Below are 24,427 nucleotides of genomic sequence, written 5' to 3'. Positions count from 1 at the left end.
ACCGGACCGGACCCAGTCAACCATGCTGCATATCAACAACCTTCAGAAGAGCTTTGGCGAACTGGCCGTGCTCAACGGTGTCAACCTGGAGGTGGCCCAACAGGAAGTGCTGGTCATCATCGGGCCGAGCGGGTCGGGTAAATCGACGCTGCTCCGTTGCGTCAATCACCTGGAACCACCAACCGGCGGCGAAATCTACCTGGAGGGTGTGTTGATCAATGACACCACCAAGAGCCGCCGGGCCTTCGAGAGTCATCTCAACCGGATTCGCTGCGAAGTCGGCATGGTCTTCCAGCAATTCAACCTGTTCCCGCACATGACCGTGCTGGAGAACATCATGGAGGCACCGATTCAGGTGCTCGGGGTAAGGCGCGAAGAGGCTCGCCAGGCTGCCATTTCCTTGCTCGATCGGGTCGGGTTGGCCGACAAGATGGATAATTATCCGTGCATGCTCTCCGGCGGCCAGCAGCAGCGGGTGGCCATAGCCCGGGCCCTGGCCATGAAACCGAAGGTGATGCTCTTTGACGAGGTTACCTCGGCGCTCGACCCGGAGCTGGTTGGCGACGTGCTGCGGGTCATGGAAGGACTGGCGCGTGACGGCATGACGATGCTGGTGGTTACCCATGAGATGGGGTTTGCCGAGAAGGTCGGTGACAGAGTCATCTTTATGGCCGACGGACTGGTGGTCGAGGATGCGCCACCCCAGGAGATATTCAGCGCCCCGAAGGAGGCGCGCACCAGACAGTTTCTTGCCGAGGTCCTGAAATGATCGACAAGACGATCTCTGCCCAGCAGGCGATCGCGCCGGTGACCGATGGCCAGAGCGTCATGGTCGGCGGCTTCGGCGTGCCCGGCACACCGTTTTTGCTGATCGAAGCGCTGCTTGCCAAGGGGGTGAGTGAGTTGACCCTGATCAAGAACGAGGCCAACGAGGCTGGGCTCGGCGTCTCGAAACTGATCGAGGCCGGCCGGGTCAGACGGTTGATCACCTCACACCTCGGGCTGAACGCAACGGTCATCGGTCTGATGAACAGTGGGGCGATCGGTGTCGAATTCTTCCCCCAGGGCATCCTGGCCGAAAAGATCAGGGCCGGTGGCGCCGGCCTGCTGGCCATCGTCTCCGATATCGGTATCGATACCATCTTGCGTAACGACAAGCAGCTACTACGCTGCGGCGATCGAGACGGAATTGTCGAGCCGGCCCTGCGTGCCGATATCGCCCTGGTCCATGCGGCCAAAGCCGATCGAGCCGGCAACCTGGTCTACGAGAAGAGCGCCCGCAACTTCAACCCGTTGATGGCTACCGCCGCCGATCTGGTGATTGCCGAGGCGGAACAGGTGGTCGAGATCGGCGAGTTGGCGCCTGACGAGATCCATACTCCCGGCGCGTTTGTCGACCGGGTGGTTGCCATTGAGGAACTTCTGCCTGCCTACGGAGTGTTGCACCATCATGTCCGTTGACGCCAAAACGAAAATTGCCCGCCGGGCAGCCCGTGAAATCCAGGCCGGCCAGGTGATCAACCTGGGTATCGGTATTCCGACCCTGATCCCGTCCTTCCTGCCGCCCGATCTGCCGTTGACCATGCACTCGGAAAATGGCATCGTCGGGGCCGGCACCATCAGTGCTCCCGGCAAGGCCGACCGGAACCTGATCGATGCCGGCGGCACCTACATCACCGTGGTGCCGGGCGCGTCATTCTGCGATTCGGCGCTCAGTTTCTCGCTGGTCCGGGGCGGCCGGTTGGACGTGAGCTTTCTCGGGGCCCTGGAGGTCTCGCAGCAGGGCGATTTGGCCAATTGGATCATTCCCGGGAAATTTGCCCCCGGAATCGGCGGTGCCATGGAACTCGCCCAGAAGGCACGGCGGTTGATCATTACCACCACCCATGCCACCAGGAAGGGCGAGCCGAAAATTCTGCGCTCCTGCACGCTGCCGTTGACCGCGCGGGCCTGCGTGGATCTGATTATTACCGAATTGGCGGTGATCAGCGTGCAACCCGACGGCCTGGTACTCGAAGAGATCGCTGCGGAGACCGAACTGGAAATCGTCCTGCAACTGACCGAAGCGCCGCTCGTTGTCGGGGCGGCCCTCAAGCGCTTCTAGTTACAACCGGCCGAGGAGGAAGAGATGGATCGTCGAGAGACAAAATTGATCGACACCGTCGACCGGCTCGGTGATCAGATTGTCGATTTTACCATGCGTCTGGTCGCCGAGCCGAGCACGCTGAGCAGCGAGGCCGGAGCCACTGCGATCATGGCAGTGGAACTGGAACGGCTCGGTTTTTCGGTGGTGAAGATTCCTCTGGCCGGCGATACGGCACGTAGCCATCCCGGGTTTGCCCCGGTCCCGTGGTCCCTCGATGACCGGTTCAACGTCGTCACCACCCGCGCAGCTGACCGGTGCGGCGGGCGCAGTGCGCTGTTCAACGGCCACCTCGATGTGGTGCATGCCGGCAATCCCGAGCGATGGACTCGGGACCCATACGTCCCGACCATCATCGACGGCTGGCTCTACGGCCGCGGCGCCGGCGACATGAAGGCGGGGGTGGCGGCGATGACCTATGCTGTCCATGCGGTAGATAAGGCCGGTTTCGGCCTGGCCGCACCGGTAACTATCGAGGCGGTTATCGAGGAGGAGTGCAGCGGCAACGGCGCCGTCGCCTGCCTGGCCGAGGGATACGACGGTGAGGCTGTCCTGATCCCGGAACCGTTCGGGCCGACCATCCTGACCGATCAGCTCGGTGTGCTCTGGTTCAAGGTCGGCCTGAGCGGCCGATCGACCCACGTCCTCCAGGCGCGCAGCGGTGTCAATGCCATCGAGAAATGTTTTCCGCTGATCGCTGCGCTGCGCGGACTCGAGGCGGAGCTCAATGAAGAAGCGCCGCCACCGGCTTATGCCGGACTGGTTCATCCGATTAATCTCAATGTCGGGATTATCGAAGGGGGCGACTGGCCGTCTACCGTTCCGGCCGAGGCGGCCTTCCACGGCCGGCTCTCGTTCTATCCCGGGGTCCGGTATGAGCGAATCAGTCGTCGCATCGAAGAGACGGTGCGCCAGGCTGCGGCAGAGGATGAATGGTTGCGGGACAACCCGCCGGTGGTGACGTTCTACGGATTTCGCTCGGAAGGCCACAGTCTGCCACGGGATCTGCCCGCCTTTTCCCTGCTCGATGGCTGTCATCGCAGTCTGACCGGCCGGTCGGCGGAGTCGTATATCTCGACGTGCACCACCGACCTGCGGGCCTTTCATCATTTTGGAACGGGACAACCGACCTGCTACGGACCCGTCGCCGAAAACATCCACGGCGTCGACGAGCGGGTCGCTATCGACAGCATCATCCAGGTGGCCAGGACCTATGCCCTGTTCCTGGCCCGCTGGTGCCTGTTGGCCGAGTAATTTGGTACATCCCTGAGGAGCGTGTCGGCTATGAAGGAAGTGGTAATCGGCGGCTATCTGAGAACCGCCCAGACCCGGGCCAGGCCCGGCGACCCATCGCGAGACTGGTTTTCTCAACTGCGGGCGGACGACCTGCTTGCCCGGCTTATTCCGGAGCTGCTTGCCCGGACCGGGATCGAGTCCGGTGAACTCGATGATTTTCTGGTCGGTTCGGCCCTCGGCGTCTCGGAACAGTGGACATTCGGCGGCCGCACCCCGGTGCTGCTGGCGGATCTGGACGCCCGGGTACCGGCTCGTTTTATCGATCAGCAATGCGGCTCCGGCATGGCCGCCGTTCAACTCGGTTATGTCCAGATTGCCGCCGGTTGTGCCGATGTCGTCCTGGCCTGCGGTATGGAGCACATGACCCGAGTACCGATCGGGCCGAGCCTGTTCAAAAGCGGTGCGATGTCGATTAACCCGGCGCTCTACAGCGATGAGCGCTATCGCCGGTGGGATATGGAAACCACAATGAATATGGGGTTGACTGCCGAAAAACTGGCGACGCACAGTGGTATCGCACGGGGCGCTATGGATGACTGGGCCGTTCGCTCCCATCGTCGTGCCGCCGCAGCGCAAGCAGATGGCTTTCTTGCCGGCGAGATTCTGTCGATCAGTGCCGAGCAGGCGGACGGTACGGTGCGTGACGTGGATCGCGATCAGGCCGTCCGGCCGGATATCGATCCGGCCGGCACGACGCAACTCAAACCGGTCTTTCGCGCCGACGGAGTGATCACCGCCGGGAATTCATCGCCGCTGAGCAGTGGTGCGGCGGCGATGTTGCTACTCTCCAGAGAGAAGGCGGAGCGGCGGGGGATCGAAGCGCGCTTTGGTGTTCGTTCCTTCGGCATGGCGGGTGTCGATCCGACGCTGATGGGCATCGGCCCGGTGCCGGCAACGACGATGGCCCTGGAAAAGGCGGGACTGCCGGCCGACGCTATAGATTTCTGGGAGATCAACGAGGCCTTCAGTGTCGTGGTGCTGCACTGCATCAACCACTTCGGCATCGATCCCGAGCGGGTCAATATCCACGGCGGCGCGCTCGCGCTCGGTCATCCGCTCGGGGCTACCGGGATACGGCTGGCCGGGACGCTGGCCCGGGTGCTCGACGAGCAGGGCGGTCGTTACGGCTGCGCCACCGCCTGCGTCGGCGGCGGTCAAGGTGTTGCGCTCATTATCGAGCGGTTAATCTAAACTAACGGCGGGACAGGTTTCAACCTGTCCTCCGCTAACTAAGCGAACCAGACCGCAAACATAGTTGTTCACCTTAACTAGGAAACGATCATGGAAGCACAACACACCAACAAACAGCTGCAAGACCTGCGCAGCCGCTGTATCGCCAAAGGAACCAGCAGTGCCAACAGCTGCTATGTCGATCACGCCCGTGGCGCGGTCATTACCGATGTGGAGGGGAACGATTATCTCGATTTTGCCGGCGGCATCGCCGTGATGAATGTCGGCCACTCCCACCCCACAGTGGTCCAGGCCATCAAGGATCAGGCCGAGAAATTCACGCACACCTGCTTCATGGTGGTCCCGTATGAGGCGGCGGTTACGCTGGCCGACACCCTCTGCGCGGCGGTGCCGGGTGATTCCCCGAAGGCGGTAATGTTTGCCAACAGCGGCGCCGAAGCGGTGGAAAACGCGGTGAAGATCGCCCGTTACCACACCAAGCGCCCGGCCATCATCACCTTTGACAATGCCTTCCACGGCCGGACCCTGATGGGCATGACGTTGACTTCGAAAATGATGCCCTACAAGTACGGCCTCGGTCCCTTTGCTCCGGAAGTCTACCGGATGCCGTACGCCAATTGCTATCGGTGTCCGTTCAATCGCACCTATCCCGAGTGCGATCTGCATTGCGCCGATCATCTCGAGTATTTCTTCATCAACCAGGTGGCGGCCGACCAGACTGCGGCGATCATCTTCGAGCCGATCCAGGGCGAGGGTGGCTTCATCGTCCCGCCCCGGGAGTATTTCACCCGGCTGAAAAGCATCTGCGACCGGCATGGTATTCTGCTGATTGCCGACGAGATCCAGACCGGTATCGGTAGAACAGGACACCTGTTTGCGATGGAGTATTTCGGCGTCGAGGCCGATATCACCACAACTGCCAAGAGTCTGGCGGCCGGCCTGCCGCTCAGTGCCGTAGTCGGTAAGAAGGAGATCATGGATGCGGTTCATCCGGGCGGCATCGGCGGTACTTATGGCGGCAACCCGCTGGCCTGCCGGGCGGCGCTGGCGGTCTTCGAGGTGATCGAAACGGAAGGCCTGCTGAAGCGGGCCAAGCGTCTCGGAGAGAGGCTGCAGGAAGCATTTTGCGGTTTTCAGGAAAAATACGACGTGATTGGTGATGTTCGCGGCCTCGGTCCGATGATCGCGATGGAATTGGTCCGTGATCGGACGACCAAGCAGCCGGCACCGGATGAGACCCGTGAGTTGGTCGGCTATTGTTTCCAGCACCGGCTCATGGTTTTGGCCTGCGGAACCTACGGCAATGTGCTGCGCTTTTTGATGCCGCTAGTGATCACCGACGAGCAGGTGGAGCAGGGGCTGGCCATCATCGACAAGGGACTGGCCGCGCTCAGCACCCGGTGACATGCCGGCCGGCAACCGGCCGGCAGGGAGAGGGTACTATGAACGGTTTTTATCAACGCATCCTGGTGGTCGATCTGACTGAAAAAGTCGGCACCGTTGAACAACTCGATGATGACGTGGTCGGTGACTATCTCGGCGGCAGAGGTCTGGCGACCCGCCTGTTGCTGAAGCGCAACCCGGTCGGGGTCGACCCGCTGGCTCCGGAAAACAACCTGATTATCGCTACCGGTCCATTCTGCGGTGGCCGTCTCTGGGGCGGCAGCCGTTACGGGGTCTACACCAAATCCCCGTTGACCGGCCTCTATGCCGAGTCCTATTCCGGCGGAAAAGTGCCGGAGGCCATCGATGCCGCCGGTTTTGATGCCATTGTGCTGCATGGACGATCAGAGCAACCGTGTATACTGGCGATCCACCCGGACGGTGTCGATTTTCATGATGCCGGTGAGCTGTGGGGTATGGAGACCTTTGCCGCAGAGACGGCGGCGGTAGCCCGTTTCGCCCCGAATCGGGATGGTTATGGCAGACCCGGAGCGGTGACCATCGGACCGGCCGGAGAGCGGCTGGTCCGTTTCGCTCTGATTGCCAACGACACCTGGCGCTGCGCCGGCCGCACCGGGGTCGGTGCGGTGCTCGGTTCCAAGCGGGTCAAGGCAATAGTCTTCCAGGGAGATCGGCGCCGCAGCCTTGCCGATCCCGATGGGATTGCCGCCTATGCCAAGGCCTTTTCCACGGAGAACATGCAGCATCCCGGAGTCAAGGCCTATCGGGCCATGGGCACAACGATGATGGTTGAGCTGATGAACAAGGTCGGCGCGTTTCCGGCCCGGTATTGGCGGCAGGGCTCGTGCGCGCATTGGCAGCAGATCAGCGGTGAAACCTATCATGAATTGCACGAGGTCAAGGCCCACGCCTGTGCCAAATGCTTCATGGCCTGCGGCCGCCTGACCCGGCTCAGCCGGGGGCGGCATCAGGGGCTGCAGATCGAGGGACCGGAGTACGAAACGATCTATGCCTTCGGCGGCTTGTGTATGATCGAGGATATCGCGGAGATCGCCCATCTCAACGATCTCTGCGATCGACTCGGTATAGACACCATCACTGCCGGCAACTTGTGTGCCTTGGCCATGGAGGCGCGTGAGCGAGGGCTGGTCGATATCGATATCAGCTACGGCGACGTCGAGGGGACTGCGGCGCTGCTCCGTCAGATTGCCGGTCGTCAGGGCCCCGGTGATCTGCTGGCCGACGGTATCGTCGCCGTGGCCCGGGCCTGGGGAGTCGAGGATTTGGCCGTGCACGTCAAGGGATTGGAACCGGCCGGTTACGATCCGCGCAAACTCAAGGGGATGGGGTTGACCTATGGTACATCGCCGCGCGGCGCTTGCCATCTGCGTACCACTTTTTATAAACCGGAACTGTCCGGCGTCATTCCCCCCGAGCAAATCGATGACAAAGCCGCCCTGCTGGTTGATTATGAAGATCGTCTTACGATTTTCGATACGCTGATCCTCTGCCGCTTTTATCGTGATCTGTATAGCTGGGAAGAATTGGAAAAAACGGTTACTATGGTCACCGGTCGGCAGATGACTGTCGATCGGCTGCGCACCATTGCCGGTCGAATCGTCGATATGACCAGGCGCTTCAACATCCGGGAAGGATTGTTGCCGGATATGGATCGCCTGCCGCGACGACTCACGAGCGAGGCTTTGCCCGACGGCAGTGCGATCAGTGCGGCGGAGATGGACCGGCTGCTCGACGATTACTATCACTGTCGGGGCTGGTCCACAGCAGGTGCCCCGCCGGTGGACTGAATATCGGTTAGAGGTCGCGCAGATCAGTGACTGCGATAACGACCGGGCGGAACACGTATCAACCATCATTCAAGGAGCAGAGACGTGGACGAGATACCATTTGTCAGGGAACGAGATCCGCATGAGATTGAATTTCACCAAGCCGTCGCCGAAGTGATTGCCTCGATTCGTCCGGTATTGGACCGCAATCCGGAATACCGTCGCCAGGGCATCCTGGAACGGCTTGTCGAGCCGGAACGAATCATCATGTTTCGCGTTCCTTGGGTTGACGACCAGGGCCAGGTACGGGTGAACCGTGGTTACCGTATCGAGATGAACAGCGCTATCGGCCCGTACAAAGGCGGTTTGCGATTTCATCCGTCGGTCAACCTGTCGATTTTGAAGTTTCTCGCTTTTGAGCAGGTCTTCAAGAATGCTCTCACCTCACTGCCGATGGGCGGTGGAAAAGGGGGGTCCGATTTCGATCCGAAGGGTAAATCGGACGGTGAAGTCATGCGTTTCTGTCAAAGTTTCATGGCTGAGCTGTTTCGCCATATCGGTCCCAATACCGACGTGCCGGCCGGCGATATCGGCGTCGGCGCGAGAGAGATCGGCTACCTGTTCGGCATGTACAAAAAACTCGCCAACGAGTTTACCGGCGTGCTGACCGGCAAGAGCCTGAATTGGGGCGGTAGCCTGATCCGCCCTGAGGCGACCGGCTACGGCAGTGTCTATTTTGCCGCGGAGATGCTGAAGACACGGGGCGACAGTCTGGAGGGCAAACGGTGTCTGGTCTCCGGATCCGGCAATGTCGCTCAATTCACGATCCAGAAACTGATCGAACTTGGTGCCCGGCCGGTGAGCTTTTCCGACTCCTCCGGCTGTATTTACGACGAGCAGGGCATCGATACGGAAAAACTGCAGCGGTTGATGCAGATCAAAAACATCAATCGCGGCCGGGTCAGGGAATATGTCGAGACCTATCCGGACGCTATCTATGCTCCGCTCGACACGGCCCTGTCGTATAATCCGTTGTGGAACTATCCGGCCGATTGCGCCTTCCCCAGTGCCACGCAGAACGAGATCAACGAGCAGGACGCCCGCAATCTGCTGGATAACGGTGTTTCGGTAGTATCAGAAGGAGCTAACATGCCGACGACGCCGGAAGGCGTTGATCTGTTCATGGAGAAAAAGATTCTCTATGGTCCCGGCAAGGCGGCCAATGCCGGCGGCGTGTCGGTGTCCGGCCTGGAGATGGCGCAAAACAGCATGCGACTCAACTGGTCCCGCAGTGAAGTCGACGGCCGTCTGCAGGAGATCATGAAACGGATTCACCGGATGTGCGCCGATACCGCGGAGCAATACGGCATGGCCGGCAATTATGTGGCCGGGGCCAATATCGCCGGGTTCGTCAAAGTGGTCAATGCGATGATCGATCAGGGCGTGGTCTGATACCCGATACGAAGTGTCGCTTCCCTCTCGTCCGTTCAGCCCGGCTAATGGGGCCGACGGACTGTCTTGAACCCCGACAGTGTTGCCGGAAACGGCAGTACTGCCGGGGTTTTTCTTTCATCGATCCGCTCGTGTAAGCAATCGCCACGAGCATCACCGCTGGCCGATCGATCTTCCGGTGCAGTGTCGGGTCTCGTGTTTCCGGTTATTCCCTGCGGCGTTGAACATTGCGCAAGCCGTGTTCTTGGGCTATGATTTTTTTGAGCTGATCGTCGTATCGGCCGGAACTGAACGTCTAACCCCCATTACGCCCCGTCTTGGGGGGGTATATAAACAGAAGGCGGGCTGATGGCATCGGAAAAGAAAACAACGCTGGTCAATCCAGACACAATCGGCGCCGTTTTCGCGAGCGGCACCGGCATCGCTTGTGCCGGTGCCTTCCCTGTGGACGGGCGGTGCGGCGAGGTCTGGCTCGATAGCCTGCTGAGAGCGATTCCTGCCGGAGTGGCCGTGATCGATCGCGGTTCCATCCTGCAGGTTAACGAGCGAATGTGCGAGATCACCGGCTATGGCCGGGAACAACTGATCGGCAGCGACGCCCAGCGGATTTTTGCGGCTCGTTTGGAGGGGATTCTCGATCATCGTCTCCGTCTCGCTGCCGCTGACGGCAGCGAGACGGAGACGACACTTGTCTGCCATGACGGAACGCGGCGCGACGTCCTGCTGACCTCGGCTTCGATTGCTACCGATGCAGCCACCGGCGAGGTGATGATAGCCGTCATTGATATCACCGAAAGAAAGCGGATCGAACGGCAACTTCGGCAAACGTCGGAGGAGTTGCAGAACTATTTCAGCCAGAGCCTCGATCTGCTCTGCATCGCCGATACCGATGGCCGGTTTGTACGGCTCAATCCGGAGTGGGAACGGGTACTCGGTTATCCGGTGCGGGACTTGATCGGCCAGCACTATCTCGATTTGGTTCATCCCGACGATGTGGCGTCGACCGTGGCGGCAGTGTCCCAGCTCTACGATGGCCGGCAGGTCCATAACTTTGTCAACCGGTATCGCACCAGAGACGGCGAGTATCGCTGGATCGAATGGCGATCGGCCTCCTCGGGGGAGGCAGTCTATGCCGCCGCTCGCGATATCTCCGAGCGAGTCGCTTACGAAGAGGCGTTGCGCCGGAGCGAGCAGCAGTTTCGTGCGGTTTTCGAACAAGCCGGGGTCGGCGTGGTCCAGGCGGATACTATCAGTGGCGCCATCGTTCAGGCCAACCGGCGGTTCTGTCAGATCGTCGGGTATCTTCCGGAAGAGATCGGGCGACTGACCATCGGCGAGTTGACCCACCCCGATGATTTGATACGCGAGCGTGCCTTCTTCGACCAATTGATTGCCGGTGCTATCGGTGAATTTTCCCATGAAAAACGATACGTCCATAAAGGCGGTCAGCCGGTCTGGGTGAATATTACCGTATCGCCGATGTGGGCCGCCGACGAACCGCCACGGTTCTGTATCGGCGTGGTCCAGGATATCTCGGCCCGAAAAGAGGCCGAGGAGGCGTTGCGGCAGAGCGAGGCCTCGTATCTCACGGTGCTGGAGCATATCCAGGACGTTTTTTATCGCTCCGACGTCGAGGGGCGATTGATCATGCTCAGTCCGGCCGGCGTCCGGATGCTCGGCTATCACAGCGTTGAAGAAATGCTTGGCCGGCCCAATGCCGAGTTCTGGAAGGATTCCGCCCAGCGGGCGGCGCTCCTGAAAAAACTGCATGCCGACGGTCACGTCCATGACTACGAGGTCACCTTGGTTCGCCGGGATGGCTCCGACGTGCCGGTTTCCACGAGCAGCCGGTTCTATTACGACGATACCGGTGGTGTTCTCGGGATCGAAGGGGTCTTTCGTGATATCACCGAGCGAAAACGGGCCGAAACCGACATCAAACGACAGAAAGCGTTGTTTGAAAGTCTGTTTGCCGGCTCGCCGGAAGCGATTGTCATCGTCGATCGGGATGATCGGGTTGTCGATATCAACACGTCGTTTACCGCGGTGTTCGGTTACCAGCGCTCAGAAGCACTGGGCCGTTCGATCAACGAAATGGTGGCTGTTGGTGAAGAGTGTGCAGATGCCCTGCAGATCTCGTCGGCGGTCATCAAGGATGGGCAGATTGTTCAGCTGGAGTGCCGGCGGCGACGAAAAGATGGCAGTCTGGTCGAGGTTACGGTTATCGGTTTTCCGATAATGATCGATGGTCAACTAAGTGGTGCGTTCGGGATCTACCACGATATTTCCGATCGAAAGCGTGTGGAACAGCATCTTCGGGAGAGTGAGGCTCGACTGAAAAACCTCTTCGAGACCATGCCCAATGGTTACTACCGCTCAACGTCGACCGGCCGCTTTGTTGATGTCAATAGCGCGTATGTCAAAATGCTCGGTTATGAAAGTAGAGAAGAATTATTGGCGGTCGATATTGCCGAGGCACTCTATGTTCATCCGGAGGAGCGGGGCAAGACGCTGAAAAACCGTCACAACCGGGAGTTCCTGGAGGGGAGTCACGGTGAAACTTACCGGTTGAAGACCAAAGACGGAAGGATCATCGACATTGAGGATAACGCCCGTTATATCTATGACCCCAGCGGTGCCATCATCTATCATGAAGGGATTTGTCGTGATGTTACCGATCGCAGGCGCGCGGAAGATGCCTTTCGTGCCAGTGAGGAGCGTTTCGCCAAGGCCTTCCGGGCCAACCCCGGGCCGATGGTCATTTCCGATATCGACACCGGTCGATTCATCGATGCCAATGAGAGCTGGCTGACCATGCTCGGTCATTCCAGCGAGGAAACCGTCGGACATACCTCCTGGGAAATCGGTCTCTGGAATGACCCGAATCATCGCGATCGAGCGATTGCCGAGTTGAAGCGGCACGGGTCTTTCCGCGATTTGAAAACTGAATTTCGCACCAAGACGGGCGAGATACGCTTTGTCCTCTGGTCCGCGGAAATCATCACCCTCGGCGGCCGCCAGGTAATGCTGTCTTTGTTGCATGATATGACCGCCCAGCAGCGCGCCGAAGAGGAGCGACTCCGGCTCGAAGAGCATGTGCGGCAGGCGCAGAAGATGGAGGCAATCGGCACCTTGGCCGGCGGTATCGCCCATGATTTTAATAACCTGTTGACCACCATCATGGGCAATGTCGCCCTGATCCGACACAAACACACGCTCGAGCCGTCGGTGCAGGAGAGGATCCGGATCATCGAGGAGATGGTGCAGCGCGGTGCCGACCTGACCCGACAACTGCTCGGTTTCGCCAAGGGAGGAAAATATGAAGTGCGGCCGGTCGACCTGAACGCACTGCTTCGGGAGAGTCTCGACATGTTCGGCAGGACGCATCGGGAGATCTCCATTGCCACCGAGTTTGCCGACGGACCGTTGACGGTGGAGATCGATCGCGGGCAGATTCATCAGGTATTGCTCAACATCTATATCAATGCCGCCCATGCGATGCCCGGCGGGGGCAGGCTCGAGGTATATTCCGAGACCGTGACCGTCAAATCCGGCGAACGTTTTCTCGGAGAAGTGGCTCCCGGCCAGTATGGCCGGATCACCATTACCGATAGCGGGCATGGCATGGACCCGGAGACCATGCAGCGGGTCTTCGATCCGTTTTTTACTACCAAGCCGGTCGGTAAGGGAACCGGGCTGGGGCTCGCTTCGGCTTACGGGATCGTGAAAAATCACGGTGGTGCCATCCAGGTGGTCAGCCGCCCCGGGGCGGGCAGCAGCTTTATCATTTTCCTGCCGACCTGCAGCCCGCCGGTTGAGGGCACGGAATCTGAGGCATCACAGGTGATGGTTGGGGAGAGCCGGCAGGAGACCATTCTGGTCGTTGACGACGAGGAGATGATTCTTGCGGTCAGCCGGGATCTGCTGACAGAGCTCGGTTATCGTGTCTTGACGGCGATCAGCGGCGATCAGGCGTTGCAGCAGTTCACCGCGCCGGATTCGGTCGTCGACCTGGTGATCCTGGACATGATATTGCCCGATATGGACGGCAGTGCTATCTTCGATCGGCTGCGCCAGCTCGAGCCCCGGGTCAAGGTGCTGTTGGCCAGCGGCTACAGTGCCGATCAACGTGCCCGGGCGATCCTTGACCGCGGCTGCAACGGTTTTATTCAGAAACCGTACAATCTGCATACACTGGCAGGAAAAGTGCGGGAAATCCTTGACGGCGGAACGGTAGCGAAGCCTTGCTAGACCCGACCATCCCGGGAGATTTATTTTCATAAAACCAACAAAAGGAAATCCTATGATCGATGCGGAAAAATTGCTCGGTAAAGTGCTTGCCGGAGCGATGCAGGGCAAGGTGAAAAAAGGGAAAAAAAGAAGGCGCTCGAGTGATAATCTGGTCGGCTCGCTGGTCGGCGGCCTTGCTTCAGGCAAAGGGCTGATTACTGCCATCGGCCTCGGTGTGGGCGCCTACGAGATTCTCAGACAGTCCTCGGCGTCGGCTGGGAGCGGGGCCGCAGCCACCACGTCCCGGCCGGCAACGGCCGTGCCGCCTCGCCCGGGCGTCCCACCGGCAGCGCCGGTGCCGCCACCGCTGCCGCCTCAGCACGGAGCACCGGTCCCTCCTGCGGTGGAACCGGTTGCCGCCGCGGATTCGGCCGATGGGCATCACAACCGGGAGCAGGAACTGGCGATGCGTCTGATCAGGGTCATGGTGGCGGCGGCCCATGCCGACGGGCGACTGGACGAGCAGGAAGAGCAACGGATCCTGGAAAAACTGCAGGAGCAGGGATTGAGCCGGGAGGAACGGTTGTTTCTGCTGCAGGAACTGCATGGGCCGAAAGAGATTGCCGAATTGACGGCCGACATAAACGGCCCAATGATCGCCCAGACCATGTACAGCCTGGCCGTGTCCACCATTGTCGTCGACACGCCGGAAGAGCGGCAGTGGCTTGATCAACTGGCCGCGGCGCTGTCATTGTCTCCGGCCATGCAGCAGTTTATCGAGCAGGACGCAGCCTGAGCGAAAGCCGGTCGGCAGGTAATTCCGGTCGACCGGCTCTGCCGTCAGCGTTGAAAGAGGTTGCCGATCCCGCCGAGAACCGAGCCTTCTCCGACCCCGGAGGAGCCGACGTTCTGTGGCGTTGCTTCATGGATCTTTCCGGCCAGCCGCGAGAACGGCAGTGATTGCAGCCAGACGTGGCCCGGCCCGCGCAGGGTCGCAAAAAAGAAGCCTTCACCGCCGAAGATCGCCGATTTGATGCCGCCGACGAATTCGATATCGTACTGGACCGTTCTGGTCAGAGCGACGAGACACCCGGTATCGACGCGCAGTGTTTCGCCGGGCTGCAGGTCTTTTTCGACGATGGTGCCGCCGGCATGGATGAAGGTCAGCCCATCGCCTTCAAGTTTTTGCATGATAAAACCCTCGCCGCCAAACAACGCAACGCCGATCTTTTTCTGGAAGGCGATGCCGATAGCCACCCCTTTTGCGGCACAGAGGAAGGCGTCTTTCTGGCAGACCAGCTGGCCTTCGTACTGGGCCAGATCGAGCGGGATGATTTTACCCGGATACGGCGAGGCAAAGGCGACCCGGCCCTTGCCGGAACCGTTGTGCGTAAAGACCGTGGTAAACAGGCTTTCCCCGGTGATCAGGCGCTTGCCGGCCCCGAGCATCTTGTCGAAGAAACCGCCCTGTTGAGATTGATGGCTGCCGTCGCCGAAAACGGTCTCCATGGCGATACCGTCGGTCATGTACATCATCGCGCCCGCTTCCGCCACCGCACTTTCCCCGGGATCCAGTTCGATCTCCACGAATTGCATCTCGTTGCCGTGGATTTCGAAATCGATCTCGTGGGCGCTCTGTCCATAGACCGCCGGCGGCGGTTGTTGGATCACGGGTTGTTGCAGTTCCCGGGCCTGCGCGATAGGAATCCAGTTCTGATATCCTTCCGTCCAGACCATGGTGGATTGATTGTATTGTCCCGAGGCGATCCCCTGGATGATGTGGTTCTGATCGAAGGGCCCCTGTTGCTGGCCGGCAACGGCTACATACCAATAGTTCATAGGCGTGTCCTCATTTGCTGGGTGAGCAGGCTGGTCAGTCATGGCGTAATGATGCTCAATCGGTACCAAAATGTAACTGGAATTGCAACAAAAAGTGGTTTTCGCTCAGAGTTTGGACGACGGTCTGACACGAAAGGTGGTCAGCATGATGCCGCTGAAGATCAGCGCGATGCCAAGCAGGTGGTAGGCCTCGATTGTCTCGCCGAGAAAGAGGACCGCAAGGATGGTGCTGAAGACCGGCATCAGGTGAATAAACGGGCCGGATTTATTCGGCCCGACGGTGCGCACCGCCTTATTCCAGAAGATAAAGGCAAGGATGGAAGCGAACACGGCGACATAGCCGATAGACAGCAGGGTAGGTATCCCCATGGTCATGGTTTTGCCCATTGATAACTCGACCAGGTAGCAGGGGAAGATGACGATCAGGCCGCTGACCACGATACCTGACTGATAGGCGAATGGGTGCAGCTCCCGCGGATAGTTCTTCAGGTTGGTTGAGTAGAGCGCCCACAACAGCGCGGCCAACAGCACAAGCAGATCGCCCGGGTTGAAGGAGACCGAGAGCAGAAATTCCCAGCGTCCCTTGGCGATGATCGAGACGACGCCGCACAACGAAAGCAGAACTCCGCATCCTTGCCGAACGGTCAGGGCCTCGCGGAACATGATCCAGGAGCAGACGGCGATCAGCACCGGAATACAGGAGTTGACCAGGACCGCATTGATTGCCGTGGTCGTCTGCATGGCAAGGTAGATCATGGTGTTGAAACCGGCAACACCGAGCAGACCCTGTACGATGATGAAACGGAGGTGACGGCGAACCAGGTGGTGTTGTCTGATCAGGTGGTGAGAGGCGAACAGCAGCAGGATCAGCAGGGCCACCAGCCAGCGCCAGAATGACAGGCCGAGCGGCGGGATATCGGTGTGCATGCCCCGGCTGATCACGAAGTTTCCGGACCAGAACAAGGCGGCTAATGTGAGCAGCAGATACGGCATGAGTCCAGCGGCGATGAGTTGAGGTTTTCGTGAACGCGGACCAAAGAACCGGATGACGGCATGGCGGCGTTGTCGCCGCCTGCTGAAACGCATTGCACCCTAGCGTATTCGGCCGATCATTGCAATCTTCTCCGCGGCGACGCCGAGGCTGTACGGGGCATCGAGGCGTGACGGAATCGGTGAATCTGCTTGACAAGCGTCGATGATGCGGTAAGTACATCGACAAGAAGGAAGCCTCCGGTCGACTGCGCTTCCGGGGTGATATCTAGGGGAGCTTGAAAAATTCGAAATTTCGTTCAAGATCGAGGCGCGCACGAAAATTTTACCGCAGGCAGAACTATTTTGACGAGAGGGGAGTGATGAAACGCAACGGATTGAAAACCTGGATAATAGCGATGGCAATGCTGACCATGATGATCTGTCCGGCGTTACCCGGCTGGTCGGCAGAGATCAAAATTGGGGCCATCCTGGCGGAGACCGGGCCGGTTTCCTTTCTCGGTGGGCCGGAGACGCGCTCCCTGCAGATGTTGGCCGAGCAGATCAACGAGCGTGGCGGCATCAACGGCGATCAGATCAAGCTGATCATCAAGGACAGTGGCGGCAGTCCGGAAAAAGCCATCTCCTTTGCCAGGCAGCTTATCGAGGAGGAACAGGTCTTTGCCATCATCGGCCCGTCGACGAGCGGCGAGACGCTGAAAATCAAGAAAATGTGCGATGATGCCAAGATGATCCTGATCTCCTGTGCGTCGGCGGAGCTGATCGTCAACCCGGTTGCACCCTACGTCTTCAAGACGGCGCCGAGTGACTCCTTTGCTGCGCACCAGATCTTCAGGACCATGAACACCATGGGGATCACGCGAATCGCCATCCTGACCGGTAACACCGGATTCGGTAATGCCGGAAAGATGCAGATGACCGATATCGCGCCGGAATACGGTATCGAGATCGTCGCCAGCGAGGTTTATGACAAGGCGGCCAACGATCTCAGCGCTCTGGTGGCCAAGATCAAAGCACAACCCGAGATCCAGGCCGTGATCAATTGGTCGGTTGTCCCGGCCCAGTCGATCATCGCCAAAAATATCCGTCAGGCGGGCTGGGATGTGCCGATCTTTCAAAGTCACGGTTTTGCCAACGCCAAGTATATCGAAGCGGCCGGTGCTGCCGCCGAGGGAATTATCTTTCCGGCGAGTCGCCTGATTGTCGCGGAGTCGCTGCCGGAGGGACCGCAAAAGGACTTTTTGCTGAAATTCAAAAATGATTATGAATCGCGTTACGGCGAAGATGTATCGACGTTCGGCGGCCATACCTACGACGCCTTGATGATCCTGACCAAGGCGATTACTGCAGCCGGGCTCGACCGGGAAAAGGTGCGGACGGCCATCGAAAACCTGCAGGGCTATTACGGCACTGCCGGCGAGTTCAATTTTTCCGCCAATGACCACAACGGGCTCGGGATCGATGCCTTTGCCATGCTGATCGTCAAAGACGGACGGTTCGTCCTCCTCCAGCAATAACCGTTGCGGTGCCGATGACGCAGCATTTGCCGACATTTAGCGAACGCTGCGTCACGATCTTTTTTATCTTCGACCATCTCGATCAACAGCGGGACAGGCAGTGAACCTGTCCCGCGTCGACCGGTAACGCACTGGCCGAGCTTGTCACCTTCCCCATGGAGAGGAGATGACTGAGCTCCTGGCCCGGAGGGGAAACCTGAACGGCGCGGGGCGGTTCCCCATGGAGAGGAGATGACTGAGCTCCTGGCCCGGAGGGGAAACCTGAACGGCGCGGGGCGGTGCCCGTAGTGCGGCGACCGGTCCCCGCGCCGTTGCAGGGAGGAAGAGCTAATCAAAGGCCATATCGGTTTTCCATTCCTGCCAGACCTTGCCAACCAAGTCAATACCCGGCTTCAGCGTTTTCTTGCCGGGGCGCCAGCCGGACGGCGTCGCCTCGCCGCCCTTTGTCTCGCGGATCAGCTGGAAGGCCTGGATCTGGCGGATGGTTTCGCTGACATTGCGGCCGACCGGCGGGGTCAGGACCTCAAAACCCTGAAGGATTCCGTCCGGGTCGATCAAAAACCGCCCCCGGGTCTCAACCCCGGCAGCTTCGTCGAAAACGCCGTAGGCCTTGCCGACATTGCCGCCCGCGTCGGAGAGCATCGGGAAGGGGACTCCGCCATCAACCATCTTGCTCAACTCGTCGTCGTCCCACATTTTGTGGACAAACATCGAATCGATTGACATCGATAGGACTTCTACGCCAAGTTTTTGAAATTCAGAATATTTCGCGGCGACCGCCGAGATCTCGGTAGCTCAGACGAAGGTGAAATCGCCCGGGTAGAAGCAGAGTACCACCCATTTACCCAGATATTCAGAGAGCGTGACATTGACGAAAGCTCCCTTGTGGTAGCCGGGGGCGGAAAAATCGGGAACCTTTTGTCCAACGGTAAGCATGGTTTTCTCCTTGACTGGTTTAATGGTATCCGACATCGGTTCTTCCGGCGCCGTTTCGCCGACCAGACCTCCGGTTGGTCGGGCACAGCCTACTTGTTCTTCTTGTGCCATAAATGTCTCCTTGACAATGGTTGCCCCGCGGAGGGGGGACGACACGATTGCCGTTATCCTACGTGCGCAAGACGGATCGGTTGCGCTCCTGCGCCGGCGAGGGTGCGTGCATCCCTTCTCAGTCGGGCGGCATGCCGACGGCTAATCGTGCATATGCAAGAATACATCGTGTGAGTCGGATCGTCAAACCAAGATGAAGGTTTGCGAAAGATATTCATTCCCAAACTCGAGGGATGCTTTTCCTGATCGATGCCCATAAGGCGTTGACAGCGAGAAGGGTGAGAAGTACTATAGCAGCCGCCCAAATGGGCATATGTTCAGAAGGGGACCATCTGTGAATTGAAAATCATTTCAAGTGGTTCAGGGAGAATATTATGGAGCAGCAACAGGTCGAATCGTTTGTACGGGACTGGCCGGCTTCGTCTACGGCCGGTAAGGAGGGTTTTATCGCCTTGTGGCAGCAAGTGCAGGGACTCTCTGATGCCACTTTAGAGTTTCATGCCCGCCCGGGAGTCAGCTATTCTCTGCGCGGCATCTGCCGGGACCGGGCAAGCCGTCCCTTGTTCGTCATGGTTGACGTGATCGATGACGATCCACGTTGGCTGTCGGTCTGTTTTTACGGCGAGGATGTCACTGATCCCGAGCAACGGGGTGATCTGGTACCAGGCGGACTGTTGGGTGAAGACGGATTGTGTTTTGACATCGATGAAGCCGATCCGTCGGTTCTCGATTATGTCCGGCGGCGCATCGACGAGGCCTATGCTGCGGCTTCCATTGCCTGACACCATTAACGGAGAAAAGGGCGGCAGCATATGACGTTGAGCGGTTTTCTGCTGTTGGTCGGTGTCCTGGTTGCCTTTGTTGCTGCCTGGTATGGCTTGAGTTACCTTTGGACGCCGCATTTGCCGGATCCCGACGGTTACGCCAAGGTGACAGGTAATTGCGGAGATACGATGGAACTCGCCTTCAAGATCCGGCAGGGACAGGTGATAGAGACCCATACCTGGACGGATGGCTGCACGATGAGCAGGAGTTGTATCGATGCGGCGGCACGACTGGCGTCCGGAAAGGGCACGGCGGCACTTGCGAAGCTGACGATGATGGACATCGTCGATGAGGTCGGCAGTGTACCCGAAACCCATCTCCACTGCGCCCAACTCGCCGAGGCGACACTGCAGCAGGCGCTGGGCGACTATCAAGCCCGGCAGCGCAGGGCCGAGGCTGACAATGGTTCGGCTGACCGGAAGAAACAAAACCGATGAATAGTAGGGGAACAGTACAATGACGACGACACGGTTGACCGTGGTGGTTGATAATCAGGCCGGTGACGGCCTGATTGCCGAGCATGGTTATTCGCTCTGGATTGAGGCGGATGACCGGATAATCCTGTTTGACACTGCCGAGAGTAAATGTCTGCAGCCCAACTGCCGGACCCTTGGTCTGGATCTTTCCCGGGTCACCGATCTGGTCCTGAGCCACGGTCACTATGATCATACCGGCGGTATCGCGCTGGTTCTGGCCGAGGCCGGCAGGCCTCAGGTCTATCTGCATCAGGCGGCGCTGCAACCGCGTTATGTGCTGCGCAACGGAACGACCATCGAGCCGGTGCGCATGCCGGAGCGATCAATGCAGGCGCTCGATCACCTGCCGGGAGAAGCCATCCATTGGTTGACCCGGCCCACGCAAATCACCGATCGCATCGGTGTTACCGGCCCGATTCCGCGGCTCACCAGCTACGAAGACCCCGGTGCACCGTTTTTCTTCGATCAGTTGGGACAGCGGCCGGACCTGATTGAGGACGATGTCTCAATGTGGCTTCGCACCGAGACGGGCCTGGTGATTTGTGTCGGCTGCGCCCATGCCGGTATTGTCAATATCGTCAATGAGATTGTCAGGATAACCGGTGAGAGGCGCATTGATACCATTATCGGTGGGCTGCACCTGTTGCATGCCGGACCTGAGCGGCTACAGCAGACCGTGCAGGCGCTCAACGGCCTGGACATCAAGCGATTGGTTGCCTGCCACTGTTCAGGGGCATCGGCAGTCGATTATCTGGCGCAGCACCTGACCTGTCAGGTGATCCACGGCCACTCCGGTCTGTCCTTGTCCTTTTGAGCGGTTCCTGGTTCCGGACGGCGGCAGGTGGCTCACGGAATTGTCAGGCGGTTTAAGCCCTTAACCCGAAAGCCCTGGCGGCCGGTTTCGATGATATTGAGACAGCCGTAGGTCTGCTCGATTCGAAAGAGATTGGCCAACGGCATACCGAGGGCGGTGCAGAGAATCACCCGGTTAACTCCGGCATGGGCCACCACGGCGGAAACCGTATCCGTCTTGGCGACGATAGCTTCGAAAGCCGGCCAGACCCGCTTCTGCAGATCGCTGAAACTTTCGCCGCCTGCCGGACGAAAGCCGGCGACATCGAGTCCGCGAGCCTCATATTCTCCCGGGTACCGGGCCCGGACATCACCGACCCGCAATCCCTCCCAGCTGCCGAGACTAATTTCCTTCAGGGCCGGCTCAATGTCCGGCCGGTATCCCAAGCGCAGACAGATGATGCGAGCGCTGTTCAGGCAGCGGGTCAGCGGACTGCAGAAGACCCGCTCGACGGAGCGCGCGGCGAGCATCGGCGCCAGCCGGGCGATCTGCTCCTTGCCCCGATCGGTCAGCGGCAGGTCGCGCTGGCCGATGAACCGCTGCGGTGTTGATTGGGGAATTTCCCCATGACGGATTAGGAAGATGGTTGCCATGATTGAAAGTCCGGTTGTGCCGACCAGTCGGTTCTACCGGCCGGGGCTGCGCTGCTGTTCGCCGCAATCATTTTGTAACCGCCATTCGATCTGCTCATCTCTACACTGGCGGGTTACACATCATAGAGATAATGACAGTGGCGACACCCTTCCGGTGCCTGGGGCATTGCCTCGATTGCCGCCTGAAAGGCCTCCTTCATCTTGATCAGGTCGCGGCCGATATCGGCGTTGCTCAGTGTCTGGTCGTGCGCGTTGACTCGCTGCTCGAACCGGCGTCGATAAAAAGTGCAGGTTTCACTGTGCCACAAGGATTCCAGATCCGTTTCGGGAAGTCTGCCGTAATGCACGGTGGGGAAGGTGATCTTCTTGCCGAAAAATCGAGAGGGACCGCCGATCGCCAGGTTAATGCACGGTGCGACGGAACCGTCATGCCGAATAAACAGCGAGTCCCGTGGATCCTGATCGCAAACCGGTAATTCTTCGGGCGTAAATGAAAAGGAGGTTGTGCGAATACCGCGTTTGCGGGCCAGTCGTGTTGCCTTTTTCAATGCCTTCTCGAGGTGCCGAATCTGTTTTGTCTCCTTGTCGGCAAACAATCCGAATGCGGCGCCATGTTCGCCGCGGATAACGTCGCATTGTTTAAAGTTTACCTGATCGGCCCCGAGCTGCGCGGCACATTCGATGATCGTTTCCAGCTGGTGCTGGTTCATACTCATGATGACAAAATTGATCATTACCAGCGGGCGGCGATCGATTCGTCGCGAGGTGAGTGTTTTGATGTTGGCGCAGACCCGATCGAAATCTGCGCCTTTCCGGATCGCTTCATAGGTGGTTTTGTCCGCCCCGTCGATGGAAAAACCGATCCAGTTCATCCCGGTGTCGAGCAGGGCGTCGATCATCGCGTCGTTGAGCAGCAGACCGTTGGTCAGAAAACCGGCGTCGCAGCCGGCGGCCTTGGCTTGCCTGATCCAGGTCAACAGGTTCGGCTGGAGGAGCGGTTCGCCGCCGCCGGTAAAATCGATTGATTTTACATCTCCCAGGTACGGCAGCAACGCCTGCCAGACTTCCTCGCCCATGTGCCCACCATTTGGAGCGCACCGGCGCACACCTTCCCAGGGACACATGATACACCTGAGATTGCAGGCAATGGTCGACTCCAGCTGCCAGAGCCGCCAGCGTCTGAATTCTTGAGGCTTGAGCCGATTTGTCTGGCTGAGCGTCTTGTCTCGGAGGTGTTTTAAACGATTGTCCACGACCGTGGGCCAGGCGATCGCTGCCAGCGCCAGCAGACGACCGGTGCGCTCCAGCCACACCTCACCGGCCGGGCCGGCGGCGGCATGGATGATTTGGTTGGCGATTTCCTCCTCGGCAGCGCCGCAATCGACCGTTGGGCAGAGCCCCGGACGAGCCGCTTCGCGCATGGCATTCCGTTCAAATGAGCTGTTGACCGTTCCCGGGTAGATATTGACAACTTCGATTCCTTTCGGCTCAAGCTCCAACCGCATGGTATTGGCCATGACAGCCAGCGCCGATTTGCTGCCGCCATAGACACCGACCGTCGGTATCGGCACCCGGCCGGCGCTGGAGACGATATTGACGATGCGTCCCGTTCCCCTGATGATCATTGTCGGCAGCAGCGTCTGCATCAGCAGGAGCGGTGCAAACGTATTGACTTCAAAGAGATAGCGGATTTTCGCCTCTTCGGCTTCTTCGATCAGGGCAAAATAGCCGAGGCCGGCGTTATTGAAGACCAGATCGAGGTGTCCGGCCTCCACGAGGGCCTGATCGGCCAGCCTGGCGGCTTCGCCCGGTACCGAGAGATCGGCGGTGATGGTGATAACCCTGGTGCCGTTCGGCAAGGAGTCTGCCAATTGTTCGAGGCGACTGGATGATCGAGCGTGCAGGACCAGCAGACCGGCCGGCTCGCTCAGTTGTTTCACCAAGGCCGAACCGAGTCCCCCGGTGGCACCGGTGATGAGGATATGTTTCCCGGCAAAAAAAGAGTGCGGCACCGCGCCTCTCCTCGTTTTTCGTGAGCGGGGGCGTCCGCCTGAACGCCCAGGTTAAGACAATAACTCAGCCACTTTACTCTCTTTCTTTTTCTTCGGCAAGCAGATGGCGGGATAGGTCAGCGGACGATCAGGTTGTGCAACTCGTTCTTATCGTCGGCCTCGATCGGGAATTCCTGTTCGAGGATCTCACCGATCCGTGCGATGGCTGCGCAGATGGCCTCGCATTGGTGCCCGGTTTTGACCCCGTCGGTGACCAGTGAGACGATTTCCTGCCAGCGCTGCCGGTCGATTTTTTCATTGATGCCGCGGTCACCGAGGACCCACACCCGTTGCTCGAGAACGGAGATGTAGAGCAGAATGCCGTTATCCGCCTTGGTTTTGTAGAGCTGTTCGGTAAAAAAGGCCATCGTCGCGGCTCGCCGCACTTCCTCTTCCGCCTGGCGCTGGGAAAGAAACAGGCGCAGTAGAGCGGGGAATCGTTTGATGATCTGCTGACAGAGCAGAAAAACGACGCAGAAACCGGTGATGAACAGCCACATCCGGTTAAAATCGACCCAGAAGGTGTCGCCGATCAGGCGGGTGAGCAGCACGGCTGTCGGCAGCGCCACCAGGGCCGCGCCGGTCACCGGTGCCAGCGGGTAGTCGTGACTGGCTGAGACGACCATCGGCACGATTTCTCCAGAGGTCTGTTTTTCCGCCTGTTGCACGCAGTGCGTAATACGCTGCCGCTCGTCGGGAGAAAGGAATTTTTCTGCCAGGGTATGCATCGTAC

20 protein-coding genes are annotated in these 24,427 nt (G+C 59.2%); 14 read left to right on the top strand and 6 right to left on the bottom strand.

The window, feature by feature from the left end; genetic code table 11:
• Nucleotides 1-22 precede the first annotated feature (22 nt).
• From BUC26_RS01185 to BUC26_RS01140, 10 genes are all read left to right on the top strand, one after another.
• On the top strand, nt 23-769 hold the full coding sequence (locus BUC26_RS01185; RefSeq protein WP_073373200.1) for an amino acid ABC transporter ATP-binding protein: 747 nt from the start codon (nt 23-25) through the stop codon (nt 767-769).
• On the top strand, nt 766-1,461 hold the full coding sequence (locus BUC26_RS01180) for a CoA transferase subunit A (RefSeq protein ID WP_073372997.1): 696 nt from the start codon (nt 766-768) through the stop codon (nt 1,459-1,461). The genes BUC26_RS01185 and BUC26_RS01180 overlap by 4 nt, the downstream gene beginning before the upstream one ends.
• Nucleotides 1,451-2,104: a 3-oxoacid CoA-transferase subunit B gene (locus tag BUC26_RS01175; RefSeq protein ID WP_073372996.1), complete on the top strand. Its 654-nt coding sequence runs from the start codon at nt 1,451-1,453 to the stop codon at nt 2,102-2,104. Before BUC26_RS01180 ends, BUC26_RS01175 begins: the two co-directional genes overlap by 11 nt.
• 24 nt (nt 2,105-2,128) lie before the next feature.
• On the top strand, nt 2,129-3,397 hold the full coding sequence (locus BUC26_RS01170; protein WP_073372995.1) for an ArgE/DapE family deacylase: 1,269 nt from the start codon (nt 2,129-2,131) through the stop codon (nt 3,395-3,397).
• Nucleotides 3,398-3,427: 30 nt separating this feature from the next.
• Nucleotides 3,428-4,630 carry an acetyl-CoA C-acetyltransferase gene (locus BUC26_RS01165; RefSeq protein WP_073372994.1) on the top strand — a complete coding sequence of 401 codons (1,203 nt, stop codon included), beginning with the start codon at nt 3,428-3,430 and terminating at the stop codon, nt 4,628-4,630.
• A gap of 90 nt (nt 4,631-4,720) precedes the next feature.
• The gene (gene gabT, locus BUC26_RS01160; protein ID WP_073372993.1) at nt 4,721-6,034 is read left to right on the top strand and encodes a 4-aminobutyrate--2-oxoglutarate transaminase; all 1,314 of its coding nucleotides are present in this window, start codon (nt 4,721-4,723) and stop codon (nt 6,032-6,034) included.
• A 38-nt stretch (nt 6,035-6,072) separates the two neighbouring features.
• The gene (locus BUC26_RS01155) at nt 6,073-7,842 is read left to right on the top strand and encodes an aldehyde ferredoxin oxidoreductase family protein (RefSeq protein WP_073372992.1); all 1,770 of its coding nucleotides are present in this window, start codon (nt 6,073-6,075) and stop codon (nt 7,840-7,842) included.
• An 84-nt stretch (nt 7,843-7,926) separates the two neighbouring features.
• Entirely contained in the window at nt 7,927-9,273 is a 1,347-nt protein-coding gene (gene gdhA, locus BUC26_RS01150; protein ID WP_073372991.1) for an NADP-specific glutamate dehydrogenase, read from the top strand.
• 348 nt (nt 9,274-9,621) lie between these two features.
• Entirely contained in the window at nt 9,622-13,524 is a 3,903-nt protein-coding gene (locus tag BUC26_RS01145) for a hybrid sensor histidine kinase/response regulator (protein ID WP_073372990.1), read from the top strand.
• A gap of 52 nt (nt 13,525-13,576) precedes the next feature.
• Nucleotides 13,577-14,299, top strand: a complete 723-nt coding sequence (locus BUC26_RS01140; protein ID WP_073372989.1) for a DUF533 domain-containing protein — start codon at nt 13,577-13,579, stop codon at nt 14,297-14,299.
• Nucleotides 14,300-14,343: 44 nt separating this feature from the next.
• On the opposite strand, the gene BUC26_RS01135 is transcribed toward BUC26_RS01140, so the two are convergent.
• On the bottom strand, nt 14,344-15,342 hold the full coding sequence (locus tag BUC26_RS01135; RefSeq protein ID WP_073372988.1) for a TIGR00266 family protein: 999 nt from the start codon (nt 15,340-15,342) through the stop codon (nt 14,344-14,346).
• A 105-nt stretch (nt 15,343-15,447) separates the two neighbouring features.
• Nucleotides 15,448-16,335, bottom strand: a complete 888-nt coding sequence (locus tag BUC26_RS01130; RefSeq protein WP_073373199.1) for a DMT family transporter — start codon at nt 16,333-16,335, stop codon at nt 15,448-15,450.
• 359 nt (nt 16,336-16,694) lie between these two features.
• Here BUC26_RS01130 and BUC26_RS01125 point away from each other — a divergent pair, with 359 nt between their 5' ends.
• Nucleotides 16,695-17,849, top strand: coding sequence for an ABC transporter substrate-binding protein (locus BUC26_RS01125; RefSeq protein ID WP_073372987.1), 1,155 nt, complete (start codon nt 16,695-16,697; stop codon nt 17,847-17,849).
• Between the two features lie 327 nt (nt 17,850-18,176).
• On the opposite strand, the gene prxU is transcribed toward BUC26_RS01125, so the two are convergent.
• Entirely contained in the window at nt 18,177-18,896 is a 720-nt protein-coding gene (gene prxU, locus BUC26_RS24015) for a thioredoxin-dependent peroxiredoxin (protein ID WP_244155749.1), read from the bottom strand.
• Nucleotides 18,897-19,270: 374 nt separating this feature from the next.
• Here prxU and BUC26_RS01110 point away from each other — a divergent pair, with 374 nt between their 5' ends.
• From BUC26_RS01110 to BUC26_RS01100, 3 genes are read left to right on the top strand one after another with little or no spacing between them, the layout of a single operon-like run.
• Entirely contained in the window at nt 19,271-19,678 is a 408-nt protein-coding gene (locus tag BUC26_RS01110; RefSeq protein ID WP_073372984.1) for a hypothetical protein, read from the top strand.
• 30 nt (nt 19,679-19,708) lie between these two features.
• Nucleotides 19,709-20,158: an iron-sulfur cluster assembly scaffold protein gene (locus BUC26_RS01105; protein WP_073372983.1), complete on the top strand. Its 450-nt coding sequence runs from the start codon at nt 19,709-19,711 to the stop codon at nt 20,156-20,158.
• A 19-nt stretch (nt 20,159-20,177) separates the two neighbouring features.
• A complete protein-coding gene (locus tag BUC26_RS01100; RefSeq protein ID WP_073372982.1) occupies nt 20,178-21,011 on the top strand; it encodes an MBL fold metallo-hydrolase in 834 nt (277 codons plus the stop codon).
• A 32-nt stretch (nt 21,012-21,043) separates the two neighbouring features.
• Here BUC26_RS01100 and BUC26_RS01095 read toward each other — a convergent pair whose 3' ends face one another.
• The 3 genes from BUC26_RS01095 to BUC26_RS01085 all read right to left on the bottom strand — a co-directional run bounded on the left by BUC26_RS01095 (nt 21,044) and on the right by BUC26_RS01085 (nt 24,422).
• Nucleotides 21,044-21,643 (bottom strand): histidine phosphatase family protein, encoded by a 600-nt coding sequence (locus BUC26_RS01095; RefSeq protein WP_073372981.1) that lies wholly within the window; start codon nt 21,641-21,643, stop codon nt 21,044-21,046.
• A gap of 113 nt (nt 21,644-21,756) precedes the next feature.
• Complete coding sequence (locus tag BUC26_RS01090) at nt 21,757-23,655, bottom strand: SDR family NAD(P)-dependent oxidoreductase (RefSeq protein ID WP_073372980.1); 1,899 nt, start codon at nt 23,653-23,655, stop codon at nt 21,757-21,759.
• 116 nt (nt 23,656-23,771) lie between these two features.
• The gene (locus BUC26_RS01085; RefSeq protein ID WP_073372979.1) at nt 23,772-24,422 is read right to left on the bottom strand and encodes a TPM domain-containing protein; all 651 of its coding nucleotides are present in this window, start codon (nt 24,420-24,422) and stop codon (nt 23,772-23,774) included.
• Between the last annotated feature and the right edge of the window lie 5 nt (nt 24,423-24,427).

It is taken from the genome of Desulfofustis glycolicus DSM 9705 (genome assembly GCF_900130015.1).
GTDB classification, from domain to species: Bacteria; Desulfobacterota; Desulfobulbia; order Desulfobulbales; family Desulfocapsaceae; genus Desulfofustis; species Desulfofustis glycolicus.
This window is presented reverse-complemented; position numbering and strand designations above follow the sequence as displayed.

Bases quoted from the DNA above. Each gene is read 5' to 3' on its own strand.
- BUC26_RS01185 (WP_073373200.1), top strand. From the start codon at position 23: ATGCTGCATATCAACAACCTTCAGAAGAGCTTTGGCGAACTGGCCGTG.
- BUC26_RS01180 (WP_073372997.1), top strand. From the start codon at position 766: ATGATCGACAAGACGATCTCTGCCCAGCAGGCGATCGCGCCGGTGACC.
- BUC26_RS01175 (WP_073372996.1), top strand. From the start codon at position 1,451: ATGTCCGTTGACGCCAAAACGAAAATTGCCCGCCGGGCAGCCCGTGAA.
- BUC26_RS01170 (WP_073372995.1), top strand. From the start codon at position 2,129: ATGGATCGTCGAGAGACAAAATTGATCGACACCGTCGACCGGCTCGGT.
- BUC26_RS01165 (WP_073372994.1), top strand. From the start codon at position 3,428: ATGAAGGAAGTGGTAATCGGCGGCTATCTGAGAACCGCCCAGACCCGG.
- gabT (WP_073372993.1), top strand. From the start codon at position 4,721: ATGGAAGCACAACACACCAACAAACAGCTGCAAGACCTGCGCAGCCGC.
- BUC26_RS01155 (WP_073372992.1), top strand. From the start codon at position 6,073: ATGAACGGTTTTTATCAACGCATCCTGGTGGTCGATCTGACTGAAAAA.
- BUC26_RS01145 (WP_073372990.1), top strand. From the start codon at position 9,622: ATGGCATCGGAAAAGAAAACAACGCTGGTCAATCCAGACACAATCGGC.
- BUC26_RS01140 (WP_073372989.1), top strand. From the start codon at position 13,577: ATGATCGATGCGGAAAAATTGCTCGGTAAAGTGCTTGCCGGAGCGATG.
- BUC26_RS01135 (WP_073372988.1), bottom strand. From the start codon at position 15,342: ATGAACTATTGGTATGTAGCCGTTGCCGGCCAGCAACAGGGGCCCTTC.
- BUC26_RS01130 (WP_073373199.1), bottom strand. From the start codon at position 16,335: ATGCCGTATCTGCTGCTCACATTAGCCGCCTTGTTCTGGTCCGGAAAC.
- BUC26_RS01125 (WP_073372987.1), top strand. From the start codon at position 16,695: ATGAAACGCAACGGATTGAAAACCTGGATAATAGCGATGGCAATGCTG.
- BUC26_RS01110 (WP_073372984.1), top strand. From the start codon at position 19,271: ATGGAGCAGCAACAGGTCGAATCGTTTGTACGGGACTGGCCGGCTTCG.
- BUC26_RS01105 (WP_073372983.1), top strand. From the start codon at position 19,709: ATGACGTTGAGCGGTTTTCTGCTGTTGGTCGGTGTCCTGGTTGCCTTT.
- BUC26_RS01100 (WP_073372982.1), top strand. From the start codon at position 20,178: ATGACGACGACACGGTTGACCGTGGTGGTTGATAATCAGGCCGGTGAC.
- BUC26_RS01095 (WP_073372981.1), bottom strand. From the start codon at position 21,643: ATGGCAACCATCTTCCTAATCCGTCATGGGGAAATTCCCCAATCAACA.
- BUC26_RS01085 (WP_073372979.1), bottom strand. From the start codon at position 24,422: ATGCATACCCTGGCAGAAAAATTCCTTTCTCCCGACGAGCGGCAGCGT.